Source organism: Mesorhizobium montanum, from assembly GCF_033977145.1.
In the GTDB taxonomy this organism is placed as follows: domain Bacteria; phylum Pseudomonadota; class Alphaproteobacteria; order Rhizobiales; family Rhizobiaceae; genus Mesorhizobium; species Mesorhizobium montanum.
In genome coordinates this window covers 20,716-38,583 of sequence record NZ_JAVIJF010000007.1, presented here as the reverse complement: position 1 = coordinate 38,583, position 17,868 = coordinate 20,716, and the positions used below count along the sequence as shown (strand labels likewise).

At 62.9% G+C, this 17,868-nt stretch carries 24 protein-coding genes; 16 read left to right on the top strand and 8 right to left on the bottom strand.

Annotation, left to right across the window (positions count from 1 at the left end; all coding sequences use genetic code 11):
• Nucleotides 1-25 precede the first annotated feature (25 nt).
• The 5 genes from RFM68_RS11105 to RFM68_RS11085 form a co-directional block, all read right to left on the bottom strand.
• Nucleotides 26-826, bottom strand: coding sequence for an inositol monophosphatase family protein (locus RFM68_RS11105; RefSeq protein ID WP_320232896.1), 801 nt, complete (start codon nt 824-826; stop codon nt 26-28).
• 24 nt (nt 827-850) lie between these two features.
• Entirely contained in the window at nt 851-1,417 is a 567-nt protein-coding gene (gene efp / locus RFM68_RS11100) for an elongation factor P (protein WP_320232895.1), read from the bottom strand.
• A 118-nt stretch (nt 1,418-1,535) separates the two neighbouring features.
• Entirely contained in the window at nt 1,536-2,681 is a 1,146-nt protein-coding gene (locus RFM68_RS11095; protein WP_320232893.1) for a tetratricopeptide repeat protein, read from the bottom strand.
• The gene (locus RFM68_RS11090; RefSeq protein WP_320232891.1) at nt 2,653-3,300 is read right to left on the bottom strand and encodes a thiamine phosphate synthase; all 648 of its coding nucleotides are present in this window, start codon (nt 3,298-3,300) and stop codon (nt 2,653-2,655) included. The genes RFM68_RS11095 and RFM68_RS11090 overlap by 29 nt, the downstream gene beginning before the upstream one ends.
• Nucleotides 3,297-3,467 carry a hypothetical protein gene (locus RFM68_RS11085; RefSeq protein WP_320232889.1) on the bottom strand — a complete coding sequence of 57 codons (171 nt, stop codon included), beginning with the start codon at nt 3,465-3,467 and terminating at the stop codon, nt 3,297-3,299. Before RFM68_RS11085 ends, RFM68_RS11090 begins: the two co-directional genes overlap by 4 nt.
• A 42-nt stretch (nt 3,468-3,509) precedes the next feature.
• Between RFM68_RS11085 and RFM68_RS11080 the strand changes: the two genes are divergently transcribed.
• Complete coding sequence (locus RFM68_RS11080; RefSeq protein WP_320232887.1) at nt 3,510-4,238, top strand: class I SAM-dependent methyltransferase; 729 nt, start codon at nt 3,510-3,512, stop codon at nt 4,236-4,238.
• A 21-nt stretch (nt 4,239-4,259) separates the two neighbouring features.
• On the opposite strand, the gene RFM68_RS11075 is transcribed toward RFM68_RS11080, so the two are convergent.
• Complete coding sequence (locus RFM68_RS11075) at nt 4,260-4,382, bottom strand: hypothetical protein (RefSeq protein WP_320232886.1); 123 nt, start codon at nt 4,380-4,382, stop codon at nt 4,260-4,262.
• A 70-nt stretch (nt 4,383-4,452) separates the two neighbouring features.
• On the opposite strand from RFM68_RS11075, the gene RFM68_RS11070 reads away from it, so the two are divergent.
• Nucleotides 4,453-5,223 carry a sulfite exporter TauE/SafE family protein gene (locus RFM68_RS11070; protein ID WP_320232883.1) on the top strand — a complete coding sequence of 257 codons (771 nt, stop codon included), beginning with the start codon at nt 4,453-4,455 and terminating at the stop codon, nt 5,221-5,223.
• A 50-nt stretch (nt 5,224-5,273) separates the two neighbouring features.
• On the opposite strand, the gene RFM68_RS11065 is transcribed toward RFM68_RS11070, so the two are convergent.
• The gene (locus RFM68_RS11065) at nt 5,274-5,825 is read right to left on the bottom strand and encodes a DUF2269 family protein (RefSeq protein ID WP_320232882.1); all 552 of its coding nucleotides are present in this window, start codon (nt 5,823-5,825) and stop codon (nt 5,274-5,276) included.
• Nucleotides 5,826-6,358: 533 nt separating this feature from the next.
• On the opposite strand from RFM68_RS11065, the gene rcdA reads away from it, so the two are divergent.
• The 10 genes from rcdA to RFM68_RS11015 all read left to right on the top strand — a co-directional run bounded on the left by rcdA (nt 6,359) and on the right by RFM68_RS11015 (nt 13,179).
• A complete protein-coding gene (rcdA, locus tag RFM68_RS11060; RefSeq protein ID WP_320232880.1) occupies nt 6,359-6,889 on the top strand; it encodes a protease adaptor protein RcdA in 531 nt (176 codons plus the stop codon).
• A 302-nt stretch (nt 6,890-7,191) separates the two neighbouring features.
• A complete protein-coding gene (locus RFM68_RS11055) occupies nt 7,192-8,256 on the top strand; it encodes a glycosyltransferase family 2 protein (RefSeq protein WP_320232878.1) in 1,065 nt (354 codons plus the stop codon).
• A 234-nt stretch (nt 8,257-8,490) separates the two neighbouring features.
• Nucleotides 8,491-9,000: a crossover junction endodeoxyribonuclease RuvC gene (gene ruvC / locus RFM68_RS11050; protein WP_320232876.1), complete on the top strand. Its 510-nt coding sequence runs from the start codon at nt 8,491-8,493 to the stop codon at nt 8,998-9,000.
• Between the two features lie 55 nt (nt 9,001-9,055).
• A complete protein-coding gene (locus RFM68_RS11045) occupies nt 9,056-9,325 on the top strand; it encodes an AbrB/MazE/SpoVT family DNA-binding domain-containing protein (RefSeq protein WP_320232874.1) in 270 nt (89 codons plus the stop codon).
• Nucleotides 9,303-9,722: a type II toxin-antitoxin system VapC family toxin gene (locus tag RFM68_RS11040; protein WP_320232872.1), complete on the top strand. Its 420-nt coding sequence runs from the start codon at nt 9,303-9,305 to the stop codon at nt 9,720-9,722. The genes RFM68_RS11045 and RFM68_RS11040 overlap by 23 nt, the downstream gene beginning before the upstream one ends.
• Before the next feature lie 10 nt (nt 9,723-9,732).
• Entirely contained in the window at nt 9,733-10,353 is a 621-nt protein-coding gene (gene ruvA / locus RFM68_RS11035) for a Holliday junction branch migration protein RuvA (RefSeq protein WP_320232870.1), read from the top strand.
• A gap of 68 nt (nt 10,354-10,421) precedes the next feature.
• Nucleotides 10,422-10,706: an AbrB/MazE/SpoVT family DNA-binding domain-containing protein gene (locus RFM68_RS11030; protein ID WP_320232868.1), complete on the top strand. Its 285-nt coding sequence runs from the start codon at nt 10,422-10,424 to the stop codon at nt 10,704-10,706.
• The gene (locus tag RFM68_RS11025; protein WP_320232866.1) at nt 10,703-11,107 is read left to right on the top strand and encodes a type II toxin-antitoxin system VapC family toxin; all 405 of its coding nucleotides are present in this window, start codon (nt 10,703-10,705) and stop codon (nt 11,105-11,107) included. Before RFM68_RS11030 ends, RFM68_RS11025 begins: the two co-directional genes overlap by 4 nt.
• Nucleotides 11,104-12,141 carry a Holliday junction branch migration DNA helicase RuvB gene (gene ruvB / locus RFM68_RS11020; protein ID WP_320232864.1) on the top strand — a complete coding sequence of 346 codons (1,038 nt, stop codon included), beginning with the start codon at nt 11,104-11,106 and terminating at the stop codon, nt 12,139-12,141. The genes RFM68_RS11025 and ruvB overlap by 4 nt, the downstream gene beginning before the upstream one ends.
• Before the next feature lie 135 nt (nt 12,142-12,276).
• Nucleotides 12,277-13,179, top strand: coding sequence for a metallophosphoesterase (locus RFM68_RS11015; protein ID WP_320232863.1), 903 nt, complete (start codon nt 12,277-12,279; stop codon nt 13,177-13,179).
• Nucleotides 13,180-13,279: 100 nt separating this feature from the next.
• On the opposite strand, the gene RFM68_RS11010 is transcribed toward RFM68_RS11015, so the two are convergent.
• A complete protein-coding gene (locus tag RFM68_RS11010) occupies nt 13,280-14,572 on the bottom strand; it encodes a glycoside hydrolase family 5 protein (protein ID WP_320232861.1) in 1,293 nt (430 codons plus the stop codon).
• Between the two features lie 126 nt (nt 14,573-14,698).
• Between RFM68_RS11010 and ybgC the strand changes: the two genes are divergently transcribed.
• The 4 genes from ybgC (at nt 14,699) to tolA (ending at nt 17,812) form a co-directional block, all read left to right on the top strand.
• Entirely contained in the window at nt 14,699-15,172 is a 474-nt protein-coding gene (gene ybgC / locus RFM68_RS11005; protein WP_320232859.1) for a tol-pal system-associated acyl-CoA thioesterase, read from the top strand.
• Between the two features lie 299 nt (nt 15,173-15,471).
• Nucleotides 15,472-16,182 carry a protein TolQ gene (gene tolQ / locus RFM68_RS11000; protein WP_320232857.1) on the top strand — a complete coding sequence of 237 codons (711 nt, stop codon included), beginning with the start codon at nt 15,472-15,474 and terminating at the stop codon, nt 16,180-16,182.
• Between the two features lie 9 nt (nt 16,183-16,191).
• Complete coding sequence (gene tolR / locus RFM68_RS10995) at nt 16,192-16,650, top strand: protein TolR (protein ID WP_320232855.1); 459 nt, start codon at nt 16,192-16,194, stop codon at nt 16,648-16,650.
• 7 nt (nt 16,651-16,657) lie between these two features.
• Complete coding sequence (tolA, locus tag RFM68_RS10990) at nt 16,658-17,812, top strand: cell envelope integrity protein TolA (protein WP_320232853.1); 1,155 nt, start codon at nt 16,658-16,660, stop codon at nt 17,810-17,812.
• The last annotated feature ends 56 nt before the right edge of the window (nt 17,813-17,868 follow it).

The following is a 17,868-nucleotide window of genomic DNA, read 5'->3' as shown; positions in this document are numbered from 1 at the left end:
CCGCGCAGTCAATGCGGCTTGCGTGTCAACGAGAGGACAGCGGCTTCTTCACGGTCTTGAGCAAAGCGCGCTGGATCAGCTCGTTGCCGGCGACGACTTCGCCATTGTCGAGCATGCCCTGTCCGCCATCCATGTCGGAGACGAAGCCGCCGGCTTCGCGAACCAGCAGGGTGCCGGCGGCGATGTCCCAGGACGACAGGCCGGTTTCCCAGAACCCGTCCACGCGTCCGGCCGCGACATAGGCAAGGTCGAGCGCGGCTGAGCCGAGGCGGCGAACGCCGGAGACTTCGGCCATGACATTGCGCAGCTCGATCAGGAAATTGCCATGCTGGCCGCGGCCGAGATGCGGCACGCCGCAGCTGATCACGGCATCGGTCAGCTTGGAGCGGCCGGCAACGCGCAGCCGGCGGTCGTTCATGAAGGCGCCGCCGCCTCGTTCGGCGGTGTAGAGCTCGTCCATCGCCGGATTGTAGACGACGCCGGCGACGATCTGGCCCTGGCGCTCGAGCGCGATCGACACCGAGAAGATCGGGATGCCGTGCAGGAAATTGGTGGTGCCGTCGAGCGGGTCGACGAGCCAGCGGTGCTGAGCATCCTCGCCTTCGACCGCGCCGCGCTCTTCCATCAGAAAGGCGTAACCCGGCCGCGCCTTCGAAAGCTCGGCAAAGACGATCTCTTCCGCCTTGCGGTCGGCCTGGCTGACATAGTCGCCCGGTCCCTTCATCGAGACCTGCAGGTTCTGCACCTCGCCGAAGTCGCGCGACAGCGAGCGGCCGGCCTTCATCGCGGCCTGGACCATGACGTTGAGGAGAGCGGAACGCGCCATCTTTTCTTCCTGCTTTTTGGCCGGTTAGTCTGCGCGGCGCACGTAGGTGATTTCGTTGGTGTCGACGATGATGCGCTCGCCGGCCGAGATGAAGGGTGGCACCAGCACGCGGATGCCGTTTTCCAGCATCGCCGGCTTGTAGGAGGAAGCCGCCGTCTGGCCCCTCACCACCGGGTCGGCTTCGGTGATGGCCAGCGTCACCTGGTCGGGCAGCGAAATGCCGATCGGCCGTTCCTCATAAAGCTGCACGGTCACCATCATGCCGTCCTGCAGGAAGGCGGCGCGCTCGCCGACGAAGTCCTTCGCGAGCTCGAGCTGCTCGTAGCTTTCGGTGTCCATGAACACCAGCGCCTCGCCCTGTTCGTAGAGAAAGGAGAAGTCCTTCAGGTCGAGCCGGATCTGCTCGACGGTCTCGGCCGAGCGGAAGCGTTCGTTGAGCTTGGTGCCGTTGATCAGGTTCTTCAACTCGACCTGGTTGTAGGCGCCGCCCTTGCCGGGCTTGACGGTGTTGGTCTTGACCGCCACCCACAGCCCGCCATCATGCTCGATGACATAGCCGGGACGGATTTCGTTGCCACTGATCTTGGCCATGATGAACTGATCCGAATGAGATTTTTCTGGCGCGGGTCGCGCTTTGGCGCCTCCAAGACCACAAATTGCCTGGGGAGGCAAGGGAGTGGTCAAGACAGTGCCGCCATGGTGTCGCCTGCTACGGCAGGCGATTTGCCTTCTGCAGCGCCTGCTTGGTCTGGTCGTCGTCGAGGCCCTGCAAGAAATCGTCCATCCGCGGGTCGATCAGTCCGGCGCGGCGGGCGACGATATACCAGGCGCCGGCGAGGATCAGATCCGGGTCGGTGCCGATGCCGCCCATATAGAGCTTGGCGAGGCGGTTCTGGGCGGCGACATTGCCGCCTTCCGCGGCGCGCTTCATCCAGGCAAAGCCCGATTTCAGGTCACGCCCGCCGCCACGTCCCTCGATCATCCAGGCGGCGAGGTCGATCTGCGCGGTGTCGTAGTTCTGTCTCGCGGCCTGCGCCAGGAGGAAGCGCGCCTGGGCGTCGTCATGCGGCTTGCCGCCGACGCCATTGGCATAGAGCTGCGCCACCGCATATTGCGCGTCGGCAAGGCCGGTGGCGGCCGCGCGCTCGTAGTAGACGGCGGCCTTTGCAAGGCCGCCATCGCCCGGATCCTGCTGGACGAGCAACTGCGCGAAGTTGAACTGGGCCAGCCGGTTGCCGGCCTCGGCCGAGGCCTGCATGAGCGCGAAGGCAGCCTTTTCATCCTTCTTCACATAGCGCCCGTCGATCAGCATCAGCGCGTATTGGAACTGCGCCTCCGGCACGCCCTGTTCGGCGGCCAGCGCATACCACTTGCCCGCCTCAGCCGGATTAAGCGGCACTCCCAGCCCGCGCGACAGGATTTCGGCCACGAGCGTCTCGGCCGCCGGATCGCCATTCTTGGCGCGCTCCATGGCAAGGTTGTAGGCGGTCTTGTAGAGCCCGCGCTGGAAAGCGCCATAGGCGGCGTCCGGCTGCTTGGCGCCGAAGCGGTCGGGATTGACCGTGTCGGCCGATGGCGGCGTCATGGTGGCCGGTTGCGGCAAGGTGTTTTGGATCGGCTTGTCGATATGCGCGGCAGCGGGCTTGCCAACATCCGGCTTGCCGGCATCTGGCTTGCCAGCATTTGAATTGCTTGTATCGGGAGCGCTCTTGTCCGGCGCGCTCGTGTCCGGCCGGGGCTGCGGCAGCGGGATGGTTTCTGCCGCAATCGCCACTTCGGCGATCAAGCCGGCCAGCACAGCCAGAGGAAGCACAGCCAGGCGCACGTCAGTCCTCAAAACGCGGCGCGGTTTCATCGAGCAGTGCGTTGGCGGCGGCGATCGCCGCCCGCGGGTCGCGCCCGTCGGCAAACACGGCGCTGGAAAGCGCCACGAACTCGGCGCCGGTCGCGGCCACCGTCTCCACGGACGCAAGCTCGGAACCGGCCATGACGATGCAGGGGATCGAAATCATTTCCGCCCACCATTCGCCGAGAGCGAGGTTGCGGTGATGCGGCTCCGGCTTGTTGTCGTAGCCGAAGCGGCCGAAGAACATGTAATCGGGCCGCGCTTCGCCGAGCTCCAGCGCCTCGTCGCGCGTCTTGGCGCCGCCGACGCCGACCATCATCTTGCCGGCCAGGCGCTCCATCGTCTCGGCCAGTTCCCGGGGTTTCACCTCGACATGGATGCCGTCAGCCTGGACGCGCCCGGCGATGCGGCTGTCGCCAGCGATGATGACGGCGATGCCCGAAGTCTGCGCGATCGGCACGATCCGTTCGGCGAAGGCCTGGAAGGAGGCATCGTCCATGCCGTTGTCGGGCAGGATCAGCGAGGCGATATCGCCACCCTCGAATGCCGCGCAGATATGCTCGGCCGGTACAAGCGGCGGCGCGATCAGCACGATGCGGCAGCGGTTGGGCGAGGTTGCTTCGTTCATTGGCCTTCGATCCCGGTTTCGCCTATGCCGGGCGAAGATGGTTGCATTGCGGCATAGAGCAAAGCGCCCGGCTTGAACAGCGGACGTACGGAGCCACAGTCAAAATGCTTAACCGCTGCCAAGGCTTGCGCCAGCCATCCGGTTTTGCGGGTGGCGTTGGAAGCCAAGGAGAAGTTCGCTAGATATGCCGACAAAAACAGAGCAGATACATGGCGCAAAATATCTACGACCGGTCCGATTTCTTCGAAGGATATAGCAATCTTGGCCGTTCAGTTGAGGGCCTTGACGGTGCGCCCGAATGGCCGGCGCTGCGCGCCATGCTGCCGGATGTCGACGGTTCGAGCATCGTCGATCTCGGCTGCGGGTTCGGCTGGTTCTGCCGTTGGGCGCGGGCGCACGGCGCAAGGGAGGTTCTCGGTCTCGACCTGTCTGAAAAGATGCTCGCGCGGGCCTGCGCCGAAGGCGCCGGCGACGCGATCGTCTATGAGCGCGCAAACCTCGATGAGCTCAGCTTGCCCAAAGGGCGTTTCAACCTCGCCTACAGCTCGCTCGCCTTGCATTATGTCAGCGATGTCGCGCGCCTGTTCGCGACCGTCCACCAAGCCCTGGTTCCCGGCGGCATTTTCGTCTTCTCGACCGAACATCCTATCTACATGGCTCCAACCAATCCAGGCTGGTCGGTCGATGCCGCGGGCGGGAAGACGTGGCCGGTCGACCGGTATCTGGTCGAGGGACCGCGCACGACCGACTGGTTCACCAAAGGCGTGGTGAAGCATCATCGCACTATCGGCACCACGCTCAATCTGCTGATCCAGGCCGGATTCACCATCGGGCATGTCGAGGAATTCCGCCCGACTGACGAGCAGATCGCCGCCAGGCCGGAACTGGCCGAAGAGCTCGAGCGGCCGATGTTCCTGCTGGTCCAGGCACGTCGGTAACTCGCCGCCGCTGACCCTTGGCTAGAGTTCCACCTTGTAGCCGCTGTGGCTGGCCTTGAAGCCAAGGCGCTCATAGAAGCGCTGAAGAAGCTTTGCAGTGCGGCCGGTCGTCGATGTCGGGCCGGCAATAGCGGACGCCGGCATTAATGACTATCCCCGTAGCGGCATTCTGCGCTATGGCTGAATTCCCGCCTTCTTCAAGCTTCCTTTGCCGATGTCAGGCCTGCTCAACGATCCGTGGTTCTACGCCGCCGCCATTCCGGCGGTGATCCTTGTCGGCCTGTCGAAAGGCGGCTTCGGTGGCGCCGTCGGCTTCGTCGGCGTGCCGTTGATGGCGCTGACCATGCCGCCGGTTCAGGCGGCCGCCATCCTGCTGCCGATCCTGTGCCTGATGGACGTCGTTTCGGTGTGGACCTGGTGGGGCGTCTACGACCGCAGGATGCTGGTCGACATGATGCCAGGCGCCGTGATCGGCATTGGGCTCGGCTGGCTGACCGCGGCTTTGGTCACCGAGGAGATGGTGCGGCTGATCGTCGGCGCCGTCGCGCTGGTCTTCGTGCTGCGCTGGGTCTACCTGCAGTTCCGCCATGGCGCCGACCATGCGGCGGAGCCGAACCGCATTGCCGCCGCCTTCTGGGGCACGGTCGCCGGCTTCACCAGCTTCGTCGCCCATGTCGGCGGCCCGCCCTTCCAGGTCTATGCGCTGCCGATCCGGCTCGACCCGAAAGTGCTTTCGGGAACGGCGGCGATCTTCTTTGCCGCCACCAACGCGCTGAAGCTTGTCCCCTATTTCGCGCTTGGCCAGTTCGACGCCACCAACCTGACGGCGTCGGCGGTGCTGATGCCGCTGGCGCCGCTCTCCACGATTGCCGGCGCCTGGCTGGTGCGCCGCATGCGGCCGGAGATATTCTATCCGTTCACCTACGCCACCGTTGCGGTGGTCGCCGTCAAGCTGCTTTGGGATGGCATTGCCGGCCTGATATAAAAGCGGGCGGCCAATGGCCGCCCATCTTTCAATGTCAGAGGCTTTCGACGTCAAGCGGCGCTCGGCATCAGCTGGCGGCTGCCGCCGAAGGCGAGCGCGGCGCCCAGGGCAACCACCATCGCCATGCCGGCAAGAATGCCGATGTCATGCAAGGTGGGCTTCAGCACCATGTCGGCGATGATCACCAGCATCACCGCATAGTCGAGGCGCGCCCAGTTCATCATGCGCTGGCCGATGGCGAGAGCGGCGGGCGTCACGCCTTCCTTGGCGATCATGACGCCCATGCGCTCGCCGGTCGGCTTGAAGATCAACATGCCGATCGAGAAGGTCGTGGCATAGCCGACGAGGCCGATGACGATCCACAGCTCGGTAAAGCCGACCCAGAAGCCGCACATGATGAGGCCGAAGAGCAGCGTCAGCATCGACATCGGCGCGAAGAACTTGCCGCCGAGCTGCCCGCTGGCGCGTATCGCCTGGAGCTTGTCCTCGATGTTGCCGGCGCGCTCGGCCAGCACACCGAGCAGGAACAGCACGAAGCCGCCGCCGACCCACAAGACGGCCGAAACGATGTGGAGGAATTTGACGATCGAATACCAATCCATGGTTTGCTCCTGGATATCTTTGTTGATTTGCGGCGGCGCGAGTTTGCGTCGGCCCCTGGGAGGGAGCGGCGTTTTGCGAGGCCTATGTTTCTGAACGATGTCGCGGCAGCAGCCGGCATGTTTCGGCGCCGCGACCGGCGTTCGGAAAATCCGGTCGGATGATCTTGAGAGAGGGACCGGCTGTCCTGTTCCGGCACATGAACGCGCGTTCGGTTAAAAAATCGGCGCCGCGTTAAGGGTTCATTAAGCTTTACAGGCGTTTACTATCCACATCCAGTTTTGCTGGATTCTTACCGAGTGGTTGGAGCCACTTTGTTTGACGCCTCCCTGTTAAACTCCTGAGAGCCGCCTTATCCGCGGCTCTTTTTTTGTCCGCCGGCGGCTGGCTGGAACAGGATCGGCGTTAACCGTTTGTTAAACATGCGCTTGCCTTCATGGGCATCGAAGCGCATTTTCAAGCCTCAGTCATTTAGGGTGCGAGCCACCTCGGCAAGGATAGCCGAATCGGCTTGCGGCAGTGCAGGGGCGTATCGATGAACGAGCCTTCGAAGGGCAGCGCGAAAACCATCAAGCTGGCGGAACGCCGGGTTTTCTCCCAATCCTTCAAGCCGCTCTACCAGGAAGGCATGGGGCTGGTCGAACAGGCCGCCGAATATCTCGATGGCAAGGGCAGGCTCGAGGCCAAGAAGCTGTCGCGCACGGCGGCGACGCTCTATGCGGCCGAATCGATGCGGCTGACCACCCGACTGATGCAGGTCGCCTCCTGGCTTTTGCTGCAGCGGGCGGCCAATTCCGGGGAGATGACGCGCGACCAGGTGGCTTCGGAGAAATCCAAGGTGCGTCTCGACACCGCCTCCGCGCATGACGAAGCGCTTGGCTGGAACGAGCTGCCCAAGGATTTTCTGGAACTTGTGACGCACTCGCTGCGTCTGCAGGCGCTGGTGCGGCGCATGGACGAAGAAATCTACGGCGGCGTCGCCAACGACACGCGCACGTCCAGCCGCAGGGCCAATCCGGTTTCGGACCAGATCAGCCTCTTGAATACGGCTTTCGCTCGCGGCTGAAACCGCGTTTGCAACAAACGCCGCGATAGCGTCGCGCAGTAGCGGGAACCGGCTTCCCCTCAATCGAGCGTGATTGGCGAGCCGTGATTTGGCCGCAGGCCGAGCGCTGCGACCCGTTCGCTCTTCGATATTGCGGTAGCCGCATTGAAGGCCATGCCGGCCTTCGCGAAAAGAATCGCACCCTTGCCTTGAAGCGATGAAACCCTAATTGCCGGGGAAGCCGTCCGCCGCGACCGGGTCGTCCCCGGTTTTGCAAACAAATCCCCGTCATTGTGACCAAAACAAATCGCGAGGCTTGATCCGTGCATTCGCCATTGGACCGCATCCCGGTATCGATCATCATCCCCAATTTTAACTACGAACAGTTTCTAGGACGCGCCATCGACAGCGCGCTGGAACAGGACCATCGGAATGTCGAGGTCGTGGTCGTCGACGACGCATCGACCGATGCGTCGGTGGCCGTCATCGAATCCTACGGCGACAAAATCCGCCCGTGCTTGAGGCGCAGGAATGGCGGCCATGCCGCCGCATTCAATACCGGGTTCGAGGCGAGTACCGGGGAGATCATTCTTTTCCTCGACGCCGACGATTATCTCTACCCGAACGCCATCTCCGAGGTCCTGGGCGAGTGGGATGCGGCTGTCGCGCAGGCGCAATTCAGATTGCACCTCGTCGATGAGGACCAGCATATCAAGGATGTTTTTCCACCTCCGGAACAACCGTTCGACTCTGGGGACGTCGTCCCGGAATTGTTGCGCAAGGGGCGCTACCATACGACGGTGACAAGCGGGTTGGCGTTTGACCGTGAGACGCTGGAAACGATAATGCCCGTGCCGGAAAGCGATTTCCGGCAAGGCGCCGATGGCTATCTCGCGACGCTCGCGCCACTTCACGGAGAGGTGAAATCCATCGACACCTGCCTTGGCGCCTACCGCATCCACGGCTCCAACCATTCGGTCTTTGCCGAAAAGCTTGCCGAGCGGGCGCGTTGGCGGGTGCAGCATGATTTCCGGCGCCTTGAAGCTTTGTCCGGCCGGGCGGCCGAGATCGGTCTGGCAGTGCCGCAGGATGCCGGCCTTCACGATCCGGTTCATCTGGAAGAACGACTGGCTTCGCTCTGTGTCGACGAGCCCCAGCATCCGGTTGCAACCGATTCCCGGCTGGGGCTGGCAAGAGCGGGCGCCGCCGCCAGTCTGGAAATGAACGCATCCTGGCGGCGGCGGGCTGCTCTGGCGACCTGGTTCCTTTGCATCGGAATCCTCCCGCGGCGCATGGGGAATGCAGTCCTGGCATGGAAGCTGGTCGCATCGTCCAGACCGGCATTTCTTACGCGGCTGTCGAAAACCGTCCGTCGCATGACGAACTAAAGCGCGTCGCGCTGAAACGGGCCTCAGTCGACGCGCTTTAAGTCTTTGTTCGATGCATGTCGTTCCCCCAAAACCGCTGCGCACTTTTTGGGCGACATGCATTAGGTCCGAGATTGGACATGCCGCCCCGCGAACGCCTGCCGATGGGATTTTCGGGGCGCTCTTAGATCGCAATTGTTTCTGGTTTGTTCACATTTTGCTGGCATCGCTTGCCGCCACGGCTAGACTTGGCGCATGGGGGAAGTGATTCGCATCATCGGCATCGATCCGGGCTTGAGGCGCACCGGCTGGGGCATTGTCGAAAGCCTCGGAAATTCGCTGCGCTTCGTCGCGTCCGGCACCGTGCGTTCGGACGACAAGGCGCCGCTGGCGACGCGGCTCTGCCAACTGCATGACGGGCTGGCCGAAGTCCTGCATCAGGCCATGCCGCGCGAAGCGGCGGTCGAGCAGACTTTCGTGAACAAGGATGCGACGGCGACGCTGAAACTCGGCCAGGCGCGCGGCATTGCCATGCTGGTTCCGGCGCGCGCCGGGCTGATGGTCGCCGAATACGCTCCCAACGCCGTCAAGAAAGCGGTGATCGGCGTCGGCCACGGCGAGAAGAAGCAGATCCATATGATGGTGAAGGTGCTGATGCCGAAGGCGGTCTTCGACACCGACGATGCCGCCGATGCCTTGGCCATCGCCATATGCCACGCGCATCACCGTCAGAGCGTCGCCTACCGGATGGCGGTCGCGGGATAGCTTGTTCTTGACTTGTTCTCATTTGTACAGTAAGTAATACCTTGGAGGTATTACCATGCGTGTGACCACCAAGGGACAAGTCACAATCCCGAAGCAAATCAGGGATCATCTGGGTATCGGTCCGGGCTCCGAGGTCGAATTCCTGGCGACCGACGAGGGTGCGCGGCTTGTCGCCGTCAACGAAAATCTCTCCGAGGAAGAGGCGTCTCACAAGTTCAGGAAAACTCTGGCCAGCATGGCGGGAACCCTGGATCTTAATGGCATGAGTGCCGACGAGTATGTCGACTGGCTGCGGGGGCCGCGTGAACAGCTCGACGTTGATTGACACGAAAGTGCTGATCGACGTCTGGGGGCCAAGCGGGCCTTCGACGCAATGGTCGGCAAACGCCATCGCTTCCTGCCGCCGTGAAGGTGCATTGGTCGTCAACCCGGTCATCTGGGCCGAACTGGCGCCGCTGATCGCCACGGAGGCACAGCTCAAAAGAGCGACCGACATGCTGGAGATCGATCGTGAGTCCTTGCCTTTGGAGGCTGCATTCCTGGCCGGTGTCGCGCACTCTCAATATCGCCGGGCCGGCGGCGTTCGAGAGCGTACCTTGCCGGATTTTTTCATTGGCGCCCATGCCGCCATTGCCGGACACCGTCTCTTGACACGCGACGCAGCTCGCTATCGCAGCTACTTCCCCAAACTCGAAATGATCTCTCCGGAAACGCATCCATGAAGGCCAGAACATGATCGGCAAGCTCAAGGGCACGCTGGACGAGATCGACGAGGACACCTGTGTCGTCGACGTGCATGGCGTCGGCTATGTCGCTCATTGCTCGACGCGCACGCTGGCATCGCTGCCGTCGCCCGGCGAGGCGGTGATGTTGTTCATCGAGACCTATGTGCGCGAGGACATGATCCGGCTCTACGGCTTCCAGACCGGGCTGGAACGCGAGTGGTTTCGGCTGTTGATGAGCAATGTGCAGGGCGTCGGCGCCAAAGTGGCGCTGGCGGTGCTGTCGACGCTGGCGCCGGCCGATCTCGCCAACGCAATCGCGCTGCGCGACATCGCCATGGTTTCCCGTGCACCCGGCGTCGGCAAGAAGGTGGCCGAGCGCATCGTCACCGAATTGCGCACCAAGGCGCCAGCCTATGCGGGCGCGGCCACCGGCACGATCGGCCTCAAGCAGGAACTCGGCGAAGGCGTCGCCGCAGCGCCCATCACCGATGCCGTCTCCGCCCTGGTCAATCTCGGCTATTCGCGCGACATCGCCGCGAACGCCGTTGCGGCCGCGCTGAAATCGGCAGGCGAAGGCGCGGACGCCTCCAAGCTGATACGTTTCGGGCTGAAGGAACTGGCGCGGTGAGATGATTGCTGGAAATAAAATTTCCGACTACCATATAAAAAGTAGGAAATTTCTTAGAAAGTAGGAAAATGACTGCGTATGCCAATCTAACCTCGAAGGGACAGCTTACCATTCCCAAAGACGTGCGGGATGCGCTGTCGCTAAAGGCCGGAGATATGATTGCTTGGACGGTCGTGGATGGCTATCTCGTTGGAACACCGCGCAATCTCGATTTCGCTGACCTCGCCGGTTTTCTGGGAGATCCTCCCGGCGGTCCTGCTTCTCTGGAAGAAATTGATGCTGCTGTTCGAGATGCCGTGGGCAGGCACGTGGCAGGAGACAAGTCGAGCGATGGACGAGAGGGCGGCGCGTGACATCGGTCGGCATCGACACGAACGTCCTGCTTCGAATGGTGCTGAACGACGATGCTGAACAGCGGACAAAGGCCCTTGCCTTTGGCGAGAGCCTCAATGAAGACAAACTCGGGTTTGTCAGCCTGGTGGTGTTAGTCGAATTCAGCTGGTCGCTTATCTCGCGTTACAGGCTGCCGAAGGAGCAGGTGCAGGCGGCAATCCAAAGATTGCTCAAAATCAAGACGCTCATGTTCGAAGATTTCGATGCCATTGTTGTGGCGCTCGAACGGTCAAGCTCGCCACAGGTCGATTTTGGCGATGCATTGATTGCGGAGCACAATCGAAATCTGGGTTGTTCGTATACGGTTACGTTCGATCAGCGTGCCGCTAAATCAATCGCGGGCATGGAGCTGCTGGCATGAACCTTTCGCCCCGCCTCATTGCCCCGGACAAGCGCGGCGAGGATGCCGACCAGACGTTGCGGCCGCAGTCGCTCGACGAGTTCGTCGGCCAGGCGGCGGTGCGCGCCAATCTCAAGGTCTTCGTCGATGCCGCCAGGGGGCGCGGCGAAGCGCTCGACCATGTCCTGTTCGTCGGCCCGCCAGGGCTCGGCAAGACGACGCTGGCGCAGATCATGGCGCGCGAGCTCGGAGTCAATTTCCGCTCCACTTCCGGCCCGGTCATAGCCAAGGCCGGCGATCTCGCGGCGCTGCTCACCAACCTCGAGGAGCGCGACGTCCTGTTCATCGACGAGATCCACCGCCTCAATCCGGCGGTCGAGGAAATCCTCTATCCGGCGATGGAGGATTTCCAGCTTGATCTGATCATCGGCGAGGGGCCGGCTGCGCGCTCCGTCAAGATCGACCTTGCCCGGTTTACCCTCGTCGCGGCGACGACCCGGCTCGGGCTGTTGACCAATCCGCTGCGCGACCGTTTCGGCATTCCGGTCCGGCTCAATTTCTATACGGTCGAGGAGTTGGAGCAGATCGTGCGGCGCGGTGCCCGCATCCTCTCGATGCCGCTCGGCGACGACGGCGCGCTGGAGATAGCTCGGCGCGCCCGCGGCACGCCGCGCATTGCCGGCAGGCTGCTCCGCCGGGTGCGCGATTTTGCTTCCGTTGCCGGGGACGGTCATGTCGACAAGAGGATCGCCGACGAGGCGCTGACCAGGCTGGAGGTGGACGCGCTCGGCCTCGACGCGCTCGACCGCCGCTATCTGTCGATGATCGCGCGCAATTTCGGCGGCGGACCGGTCGGCATCGAGACGATCGCGGCCGGGCTCTCCGAGCCGCGCGACGCGATCGAGGACATCATCGAGCCGTATCTTATCCAGCAGGGCTTCATCCAGCGCACGCCGCGCGGCCGCGTGCTGACCGCCAATGCCTGGCGCCATCTCGGGCTCGACCCGCCGAAGGATATCGCCCAGCAGCAGATCAGCCTGTTCCAGGAAGAGTAACGCAGATTTGTTCGCCGTTTGGCCGCGCAACGGCCCGTCTGCGCAGAATCTGCGTGCCTCGGCCCAGCTGAGGGCGCATTTGCCGTCTTTAAGGCAGGCTTACCGGATGCAATCCCAAGGGGCTTGGGCCGATCCATGATCACCAGACGTGGCTTTCTGCGCCTTATCGGCGGCTCGGCCTTCTCGCTTGTGTCGCTTGGGGCCTATGCGGTCGGCATCGAGCCGATGCTGCTGACCCATGTGAAGCGCTACACGCTGACGCCGCCGCATTGGCCAGCCGGGCTCAAGCTCCGCGTCGTGGCGCTTGCCGACATCCACGCCTGCCGGCCCTGGATGACGCCGGAACGGATCGCAGCACTTGCCGCGGAAGCCAATGCGCTGGAGCCTGACGTCATCGTCCTGCTGGGTGACTACACCGCCGGCACCAAGCTGGTGACGGGCTGGGTTCGCGTGGCGGAATGGGCCGAGGCGCTGTCGGGGCTGAAGGCGCCGCTCGGCGTGTTCTCGATCCTCGGCAATCACGACTGGTGGACGGATTTTCTTGCGCAGCGCGCGGAGGCCGGCCCGACCCAGTCGCGCAAGGCGCTCGAGCATGTCGGCATTCCGGTGCTGGAAAACGACGTCGTGCGGCTGGAAAAGGACGGGCATGGTCTCTGGATCGCCGGGCTCGCCGATCAGCTGGCGCTGCTGCCGAACAAGGCCAAGGGACGCGACAGCTTCCAGGGCTTCGACGATCTCCCCGGCACCTTGGCCAAGATCCAAGGAAGCGAGCCGATCATCCTGCTCGCCCATGAGCCCGACATTTTTCCAAAAGTGCCCTGGCGGGTTTCGTTGACCTTGTCTGGGCACACGCATGGCGGGCAGGTACGACTGTTTGGCTATTCGCCAGTGGTGCCTTCGGACTATGGCAACCGCTTCGCCTATGGCCATGTCGTGGAAAACGACCGCAACCTGATCGTTTCCGGCGGGCTCGGCTTCAGCATCATCCCGGTGCGTTTCGGGGTGCGGCCGGAGATCCTGCAGATCGATCTCGGCTAATGCATGTCGCCCAAAAGTGCGCAGCGGTTTTGGGATAACGACATGCATCAAAACAAAGACTTAAAGCGCGTCGACTGAATCCGTTTCATCGCGACGCGCTTTAAGGCGTGTCGGTATTCAGGTGAGGCCTCGGTTCGCTGCCTTGCCGAAGCGACCTGATCATATCCATCACGTCCGGCTCGGCCTTCTCGCCGTCGAACGCATCGACGATGCCGAAGGCGCCGCCATAGCTCCACACCGACCAGGAAAAGCCATGCGCCTCGGCGCGGGCGATCATATCGCGCACATAAGCCGCGCGGTATCCGGCCGGCATGACAAAGCCGTTGCCGTATTCCTTGCGGATCATGCCGAATTCGCCAAGCGTGATATCGCGCGGCTTGACGCCATTTGCCTTCGCCCAGGCGTCGACGGTCTTGAACGGTTGATCCATCACGCCGATCAGCTTCTCGGGGCTGTCCATCGCCGCCACCTGCGCGTCGAGATAGCCGAGCAGGCCGCTTTGCCGCGCCCAGGGCGCCTCGGCCCTGATCCGGTCGCGAATCGTGTCCAGCGTCATGTCCAACTGCGTCTTCGGAATGGCCGTCAGCGGGTAGGGCAGGCCGGTGACATATTGGATGAAATCGCCGGCCCAGGTCGCGCCCTGATGGGTCAAAAGGAACGGATCGTAGGAATGGAAGGCCCAGATGATGTTGTCGTCGGGAACCGCTTTCGGGTCGACCCTCGCCAACGAGGCCGCGTTCGAGTAGCAGCCGCCGGTGAGCACAAGCGTCAGCCTGGTGGCGGAAGCGCGCGCGGCCGCGAACAACTGCATCTGCCGCTCGGGCCAGAGATTGGTGCCGTTCTCGTCGCAATCGACGATCGGTTCGTTCATCAGTTCCAGCGCGACGAGCTGCGGGTCTTGCCCGGCGATCGTCTTCGCCATCTCGCGCACGATTTCGACATAGGCGTCGAACGTCACGGGGCTATCCATCACCTCGCTCATGCCGATCTTACGATTGCCGCCGGCAGGGATCAGATGCAGGTCGACGATCACCTTCAGACCGGCGCGGTTGATCATGCGTACCGAGTCCAGGACGCTGGCATAGAGGTCGTCGCGGAGAGCCGTCGTCTGGTCCGAAAGAAAGGGCGAGGGATCGACCGGCATGCGCAGGAAGTCCAGGCCCGCATCCTTGAGCGCCTTGAGGTCGTCATCCTTGAGGAATTTGCGCCACTCCGGATAAGGCAGGATCGCCCGGCGGTCGCCCCATTTGTCCTCGCTCGGCCATGTGACCCACTGGTCGAGATTGAGGCCGCGTTTCATGGAGAACGTCGCCGCCTCGACCGGCAATGCCAGCGAGCCAAGCGCAAGCAGCGCCGCCACCAGGGTCTTGATCATCGTGCCCAAGAGTGCCATCCCGTTCCCGCGCGGCTTTGCGTGTCGCCCAAAAGTGTGGAGCGGTTTTGGGTCAATGACACGCACGGAAAAACCTGAAGCCCGGCCCGCTTTAGGTGCCCGTTCAGGCCAGAAAAGGAAAGCGCGATGGACGATCATGGTGAATCGGCGGCGCTCAGCGCCGGGCTTTCCGGAGCCCTGACGGATTTCGGCCACCGGCTGATGGCCAGGGTCTACTATGCCGACACCGATTTTTCCGGCGTCGTCTATCACGCCCGCTATCTCGAGTTCCTCGAACGCGGCCGCTCCGACTATCTGAGATTGGCCGGCGTCCATCACACCGAACTTTTGGACGGCAAGCATGGCGAGCGCATTGTCTGGGTGGTGCGGCGCATGGAGATCGACTTCCGTTCGCCGGCGCGCATGGACGATATCCTCACCATCGACACCCGCACCGACGACATTTCCGGCGCCCGCATCTTCATGGGTCAGCAATTGAAGCGCGGCGGCGATGTGCTGGTCGAAGCCAAGGTCGAAGCGGCGATCGTCGGCGAAAGCGGCCGGCCAAAACGCTTCCCGAAAGAGTGGATCGCGGCTTTTATGCCGAAGGCAAGGGCCTGAACCTACCATCTCGAAGGCATCAACCAGGCGGATCCAATCGCCGGGCCGGGCCGGCCAAGCGCGGCAATGCGCCGCGCCTTACGTCCTAACCCATCCTTAACCATAACGGTTCATGAAGGAATTGGCGAAGATTGGCGCAATTCGCGCGCCTTCCTTTCACCAATATTTGCCTCGAAAAGGCCGCGGAACGGTGCATTCGGGGCTTGTCCCGCAAGCTTCACGCTTCGCGCGATCGGACCAAAGGGATGCCCATGGGCCAGCCGCCAGCGATGCCCGGAAAATTCTTAAGGACGTAAGTCATGGAAAACATCGCACTCGCCGACCCGGGCGCGCATCTGTCGATCTGGGCCTTGTTCATGCAGGCCGGCTGGGTGGTCAAGCTGGTCATGATCGGCCTGCTCTGCGCCTCGATCTGGACCTGGGCGATCATCATCGACAAGCTTGTCGCCTATGGCCGCATGCGGCTGGCGCTCAACCGCTTCGAGCAGATTTTCTGGTCGGGGCAGTCGCTGGAGGATCTCTACCGGACGCTCGCCGACCGCAAGACCACGGGCATGGGGGCGATCTTCGTTGCCGCCATGCGCGAGTGGAAGAAGAGTTTCGAGAAGGGTGCGAAATCGGCGCTGGCGCTGCAGACGCGCATCGACAAGGCGATGGACCTGGCGCTGACACGCGAGATGGAGAAGCTGGAGGGACGCCTCGGCTTCCTCGCCACCACCGGCTCGGCCGCGCCCTTCATCGGCCTGTTCGGCACCGTCATCGGCATCATGACGTCGTTCCAGGCGATCGCCGCGTCGAAGAACACCAGCCTTTCGGTGGTGGCGCCCGGCATCGCCGAGGCGCTGCTGGCGACCGCGATCGGCCTGCTCGCGGCTATTCCGGCCGTCATCGCCTACAACAAACTGTCATCGGACGCGAACAAACTCGGCATGCGCATGGAAGGGTTCGCGGATGAGTTCTCCGCCATACTCTCGCGCCAAATCGATGAAAAAGTAGCGCAGAAGGCCTGAGGAACGATCATGGGGATGTCTGCAGGCGCAGGTGGCATGGGTCGAGGCGGACGCGGCCACAGGCGGCGTGGCCGCCACCATGCCCTGATATCGGAAATCAACGTCACGCCGATGGTCGACGTGATGCTGGTGCTGTTGATCATCTTCATGGTCGCGGCGCCGTTGCTCACCGTCGGCGTGCCGATCGACCTGCCGGACACGCAGGCCAAGGCGATGAATGTCGACACGCAGCCGATCACCGTGTCGATCAACGCCGCCGGCCAGATCTATCTGCAGGAAACCGAAATCCCGATCGACGAACTGGTGGCCAAGCTGCAGGCGATTTCCAAGACCGGCTATGACGAGCGTATCTTCATCCGCGGCGACAAATTGACCGATTACGGTACGGCGATGAAGGTCATGGCCCGCATTTCAGCGGCCGGCTACAAGAATATCGGCCTGGTCTCGCTGCAGGAACAGGATCAGTAGACGCCAAATGCGGACCGGCCTCACCTCATCGGTGATCTTGCATACGGTGGCGTTGGCCTTAGGGCTGTTCACGCTGTCGTCGCCGCCGGCCATGCCGGCCGCCGACGTGGAGTCGGTGGCGGTCGACATCGTGCCGATGGAAGCCGTGCCGCAGACGCTGCAGGGCGACAAGAAGTCGGTGATGCATGAGAAGCCCGCGCCGCTGCCCACCAAGCGGCCGGATGTCGTGCCCAACGCCCAGAAGGTCGGCGAAAACACCGTCGACACCGACAAGCCGGTGACCGACGAAGCCAAGCCGAAGCCGGTCGAAAAGACGGCGGCGCCGCCGCCCGCGCCGACACCGAAGGAGAAGCCGGCGGTCGAGGACGTGCCGAAGCCACAGGAAAAGCCCAAGCCCATCCCTGCGACGGAGGTCGCGCCGACCCCGACGCCGAAGGAAGAGGTCAAGCCCGAGCCGGTCAAACAGACGGACCCCAAGCCGACGCCGGCCAAGGAACCGACGCCGACCCTGCCTAAAGACACGACCGCCGCTATCCCGAAGGAAGAGGTGAAGCCGGACGCCGTCGCCCAGGCAATTTCCCAGGATCAGCCGACTGACGAGGCGAAGCTTCCAGACTCCGCTCCCGCGCCGGAATCGCGGCCGAAGCCACAGCCGGCCCAGGCCGAGAGCGCCAAGGCGCCGGATCGCAAGGACGCCGACAAGCCGGTCAAGGAAGCCTCTTCCAAGCCGAAGTCGGATGATAAGCAGTTCAACGCCGACGAGATTTCCGCGCTGCTCGACAAGCAGAAGCCGTCCGGCGGCGGCGCCAAGCGCTCGACCCAGCAGGCCTCGCTCGGCGGCGAAAAGGATCAGGGCCAGAAGCTGTCGAAATCCGAGGAAGGGGCCCTGAGGGATCAGCTTGCAGGGTGTTGGACCTTTCCCTCGGGCATGGAGGCCACGGACGACCTGATAGCCGTGATCTCGTTCAACCTCGACGCTTCGGGCAAGCTGGACGGTCGGCCGGTCGTCGAAAAATCGAGCGGAAACCGCCAGGTCGACGAAAGCGCGGTGCGCGCTATTCAGAAATGCAACATGGCCGGCCTGCAGGTTCCCGCCGGAAAGCAGGACATCTGGGGACAGATAAAGGTCACTTTCGATCCGAGGGAAATGCTTGGCCTCTAAGGCCTGCCCTCCGCAAAAATCAGCGAAGAGAAGAAGCGAGAAGACATGAAATTCAT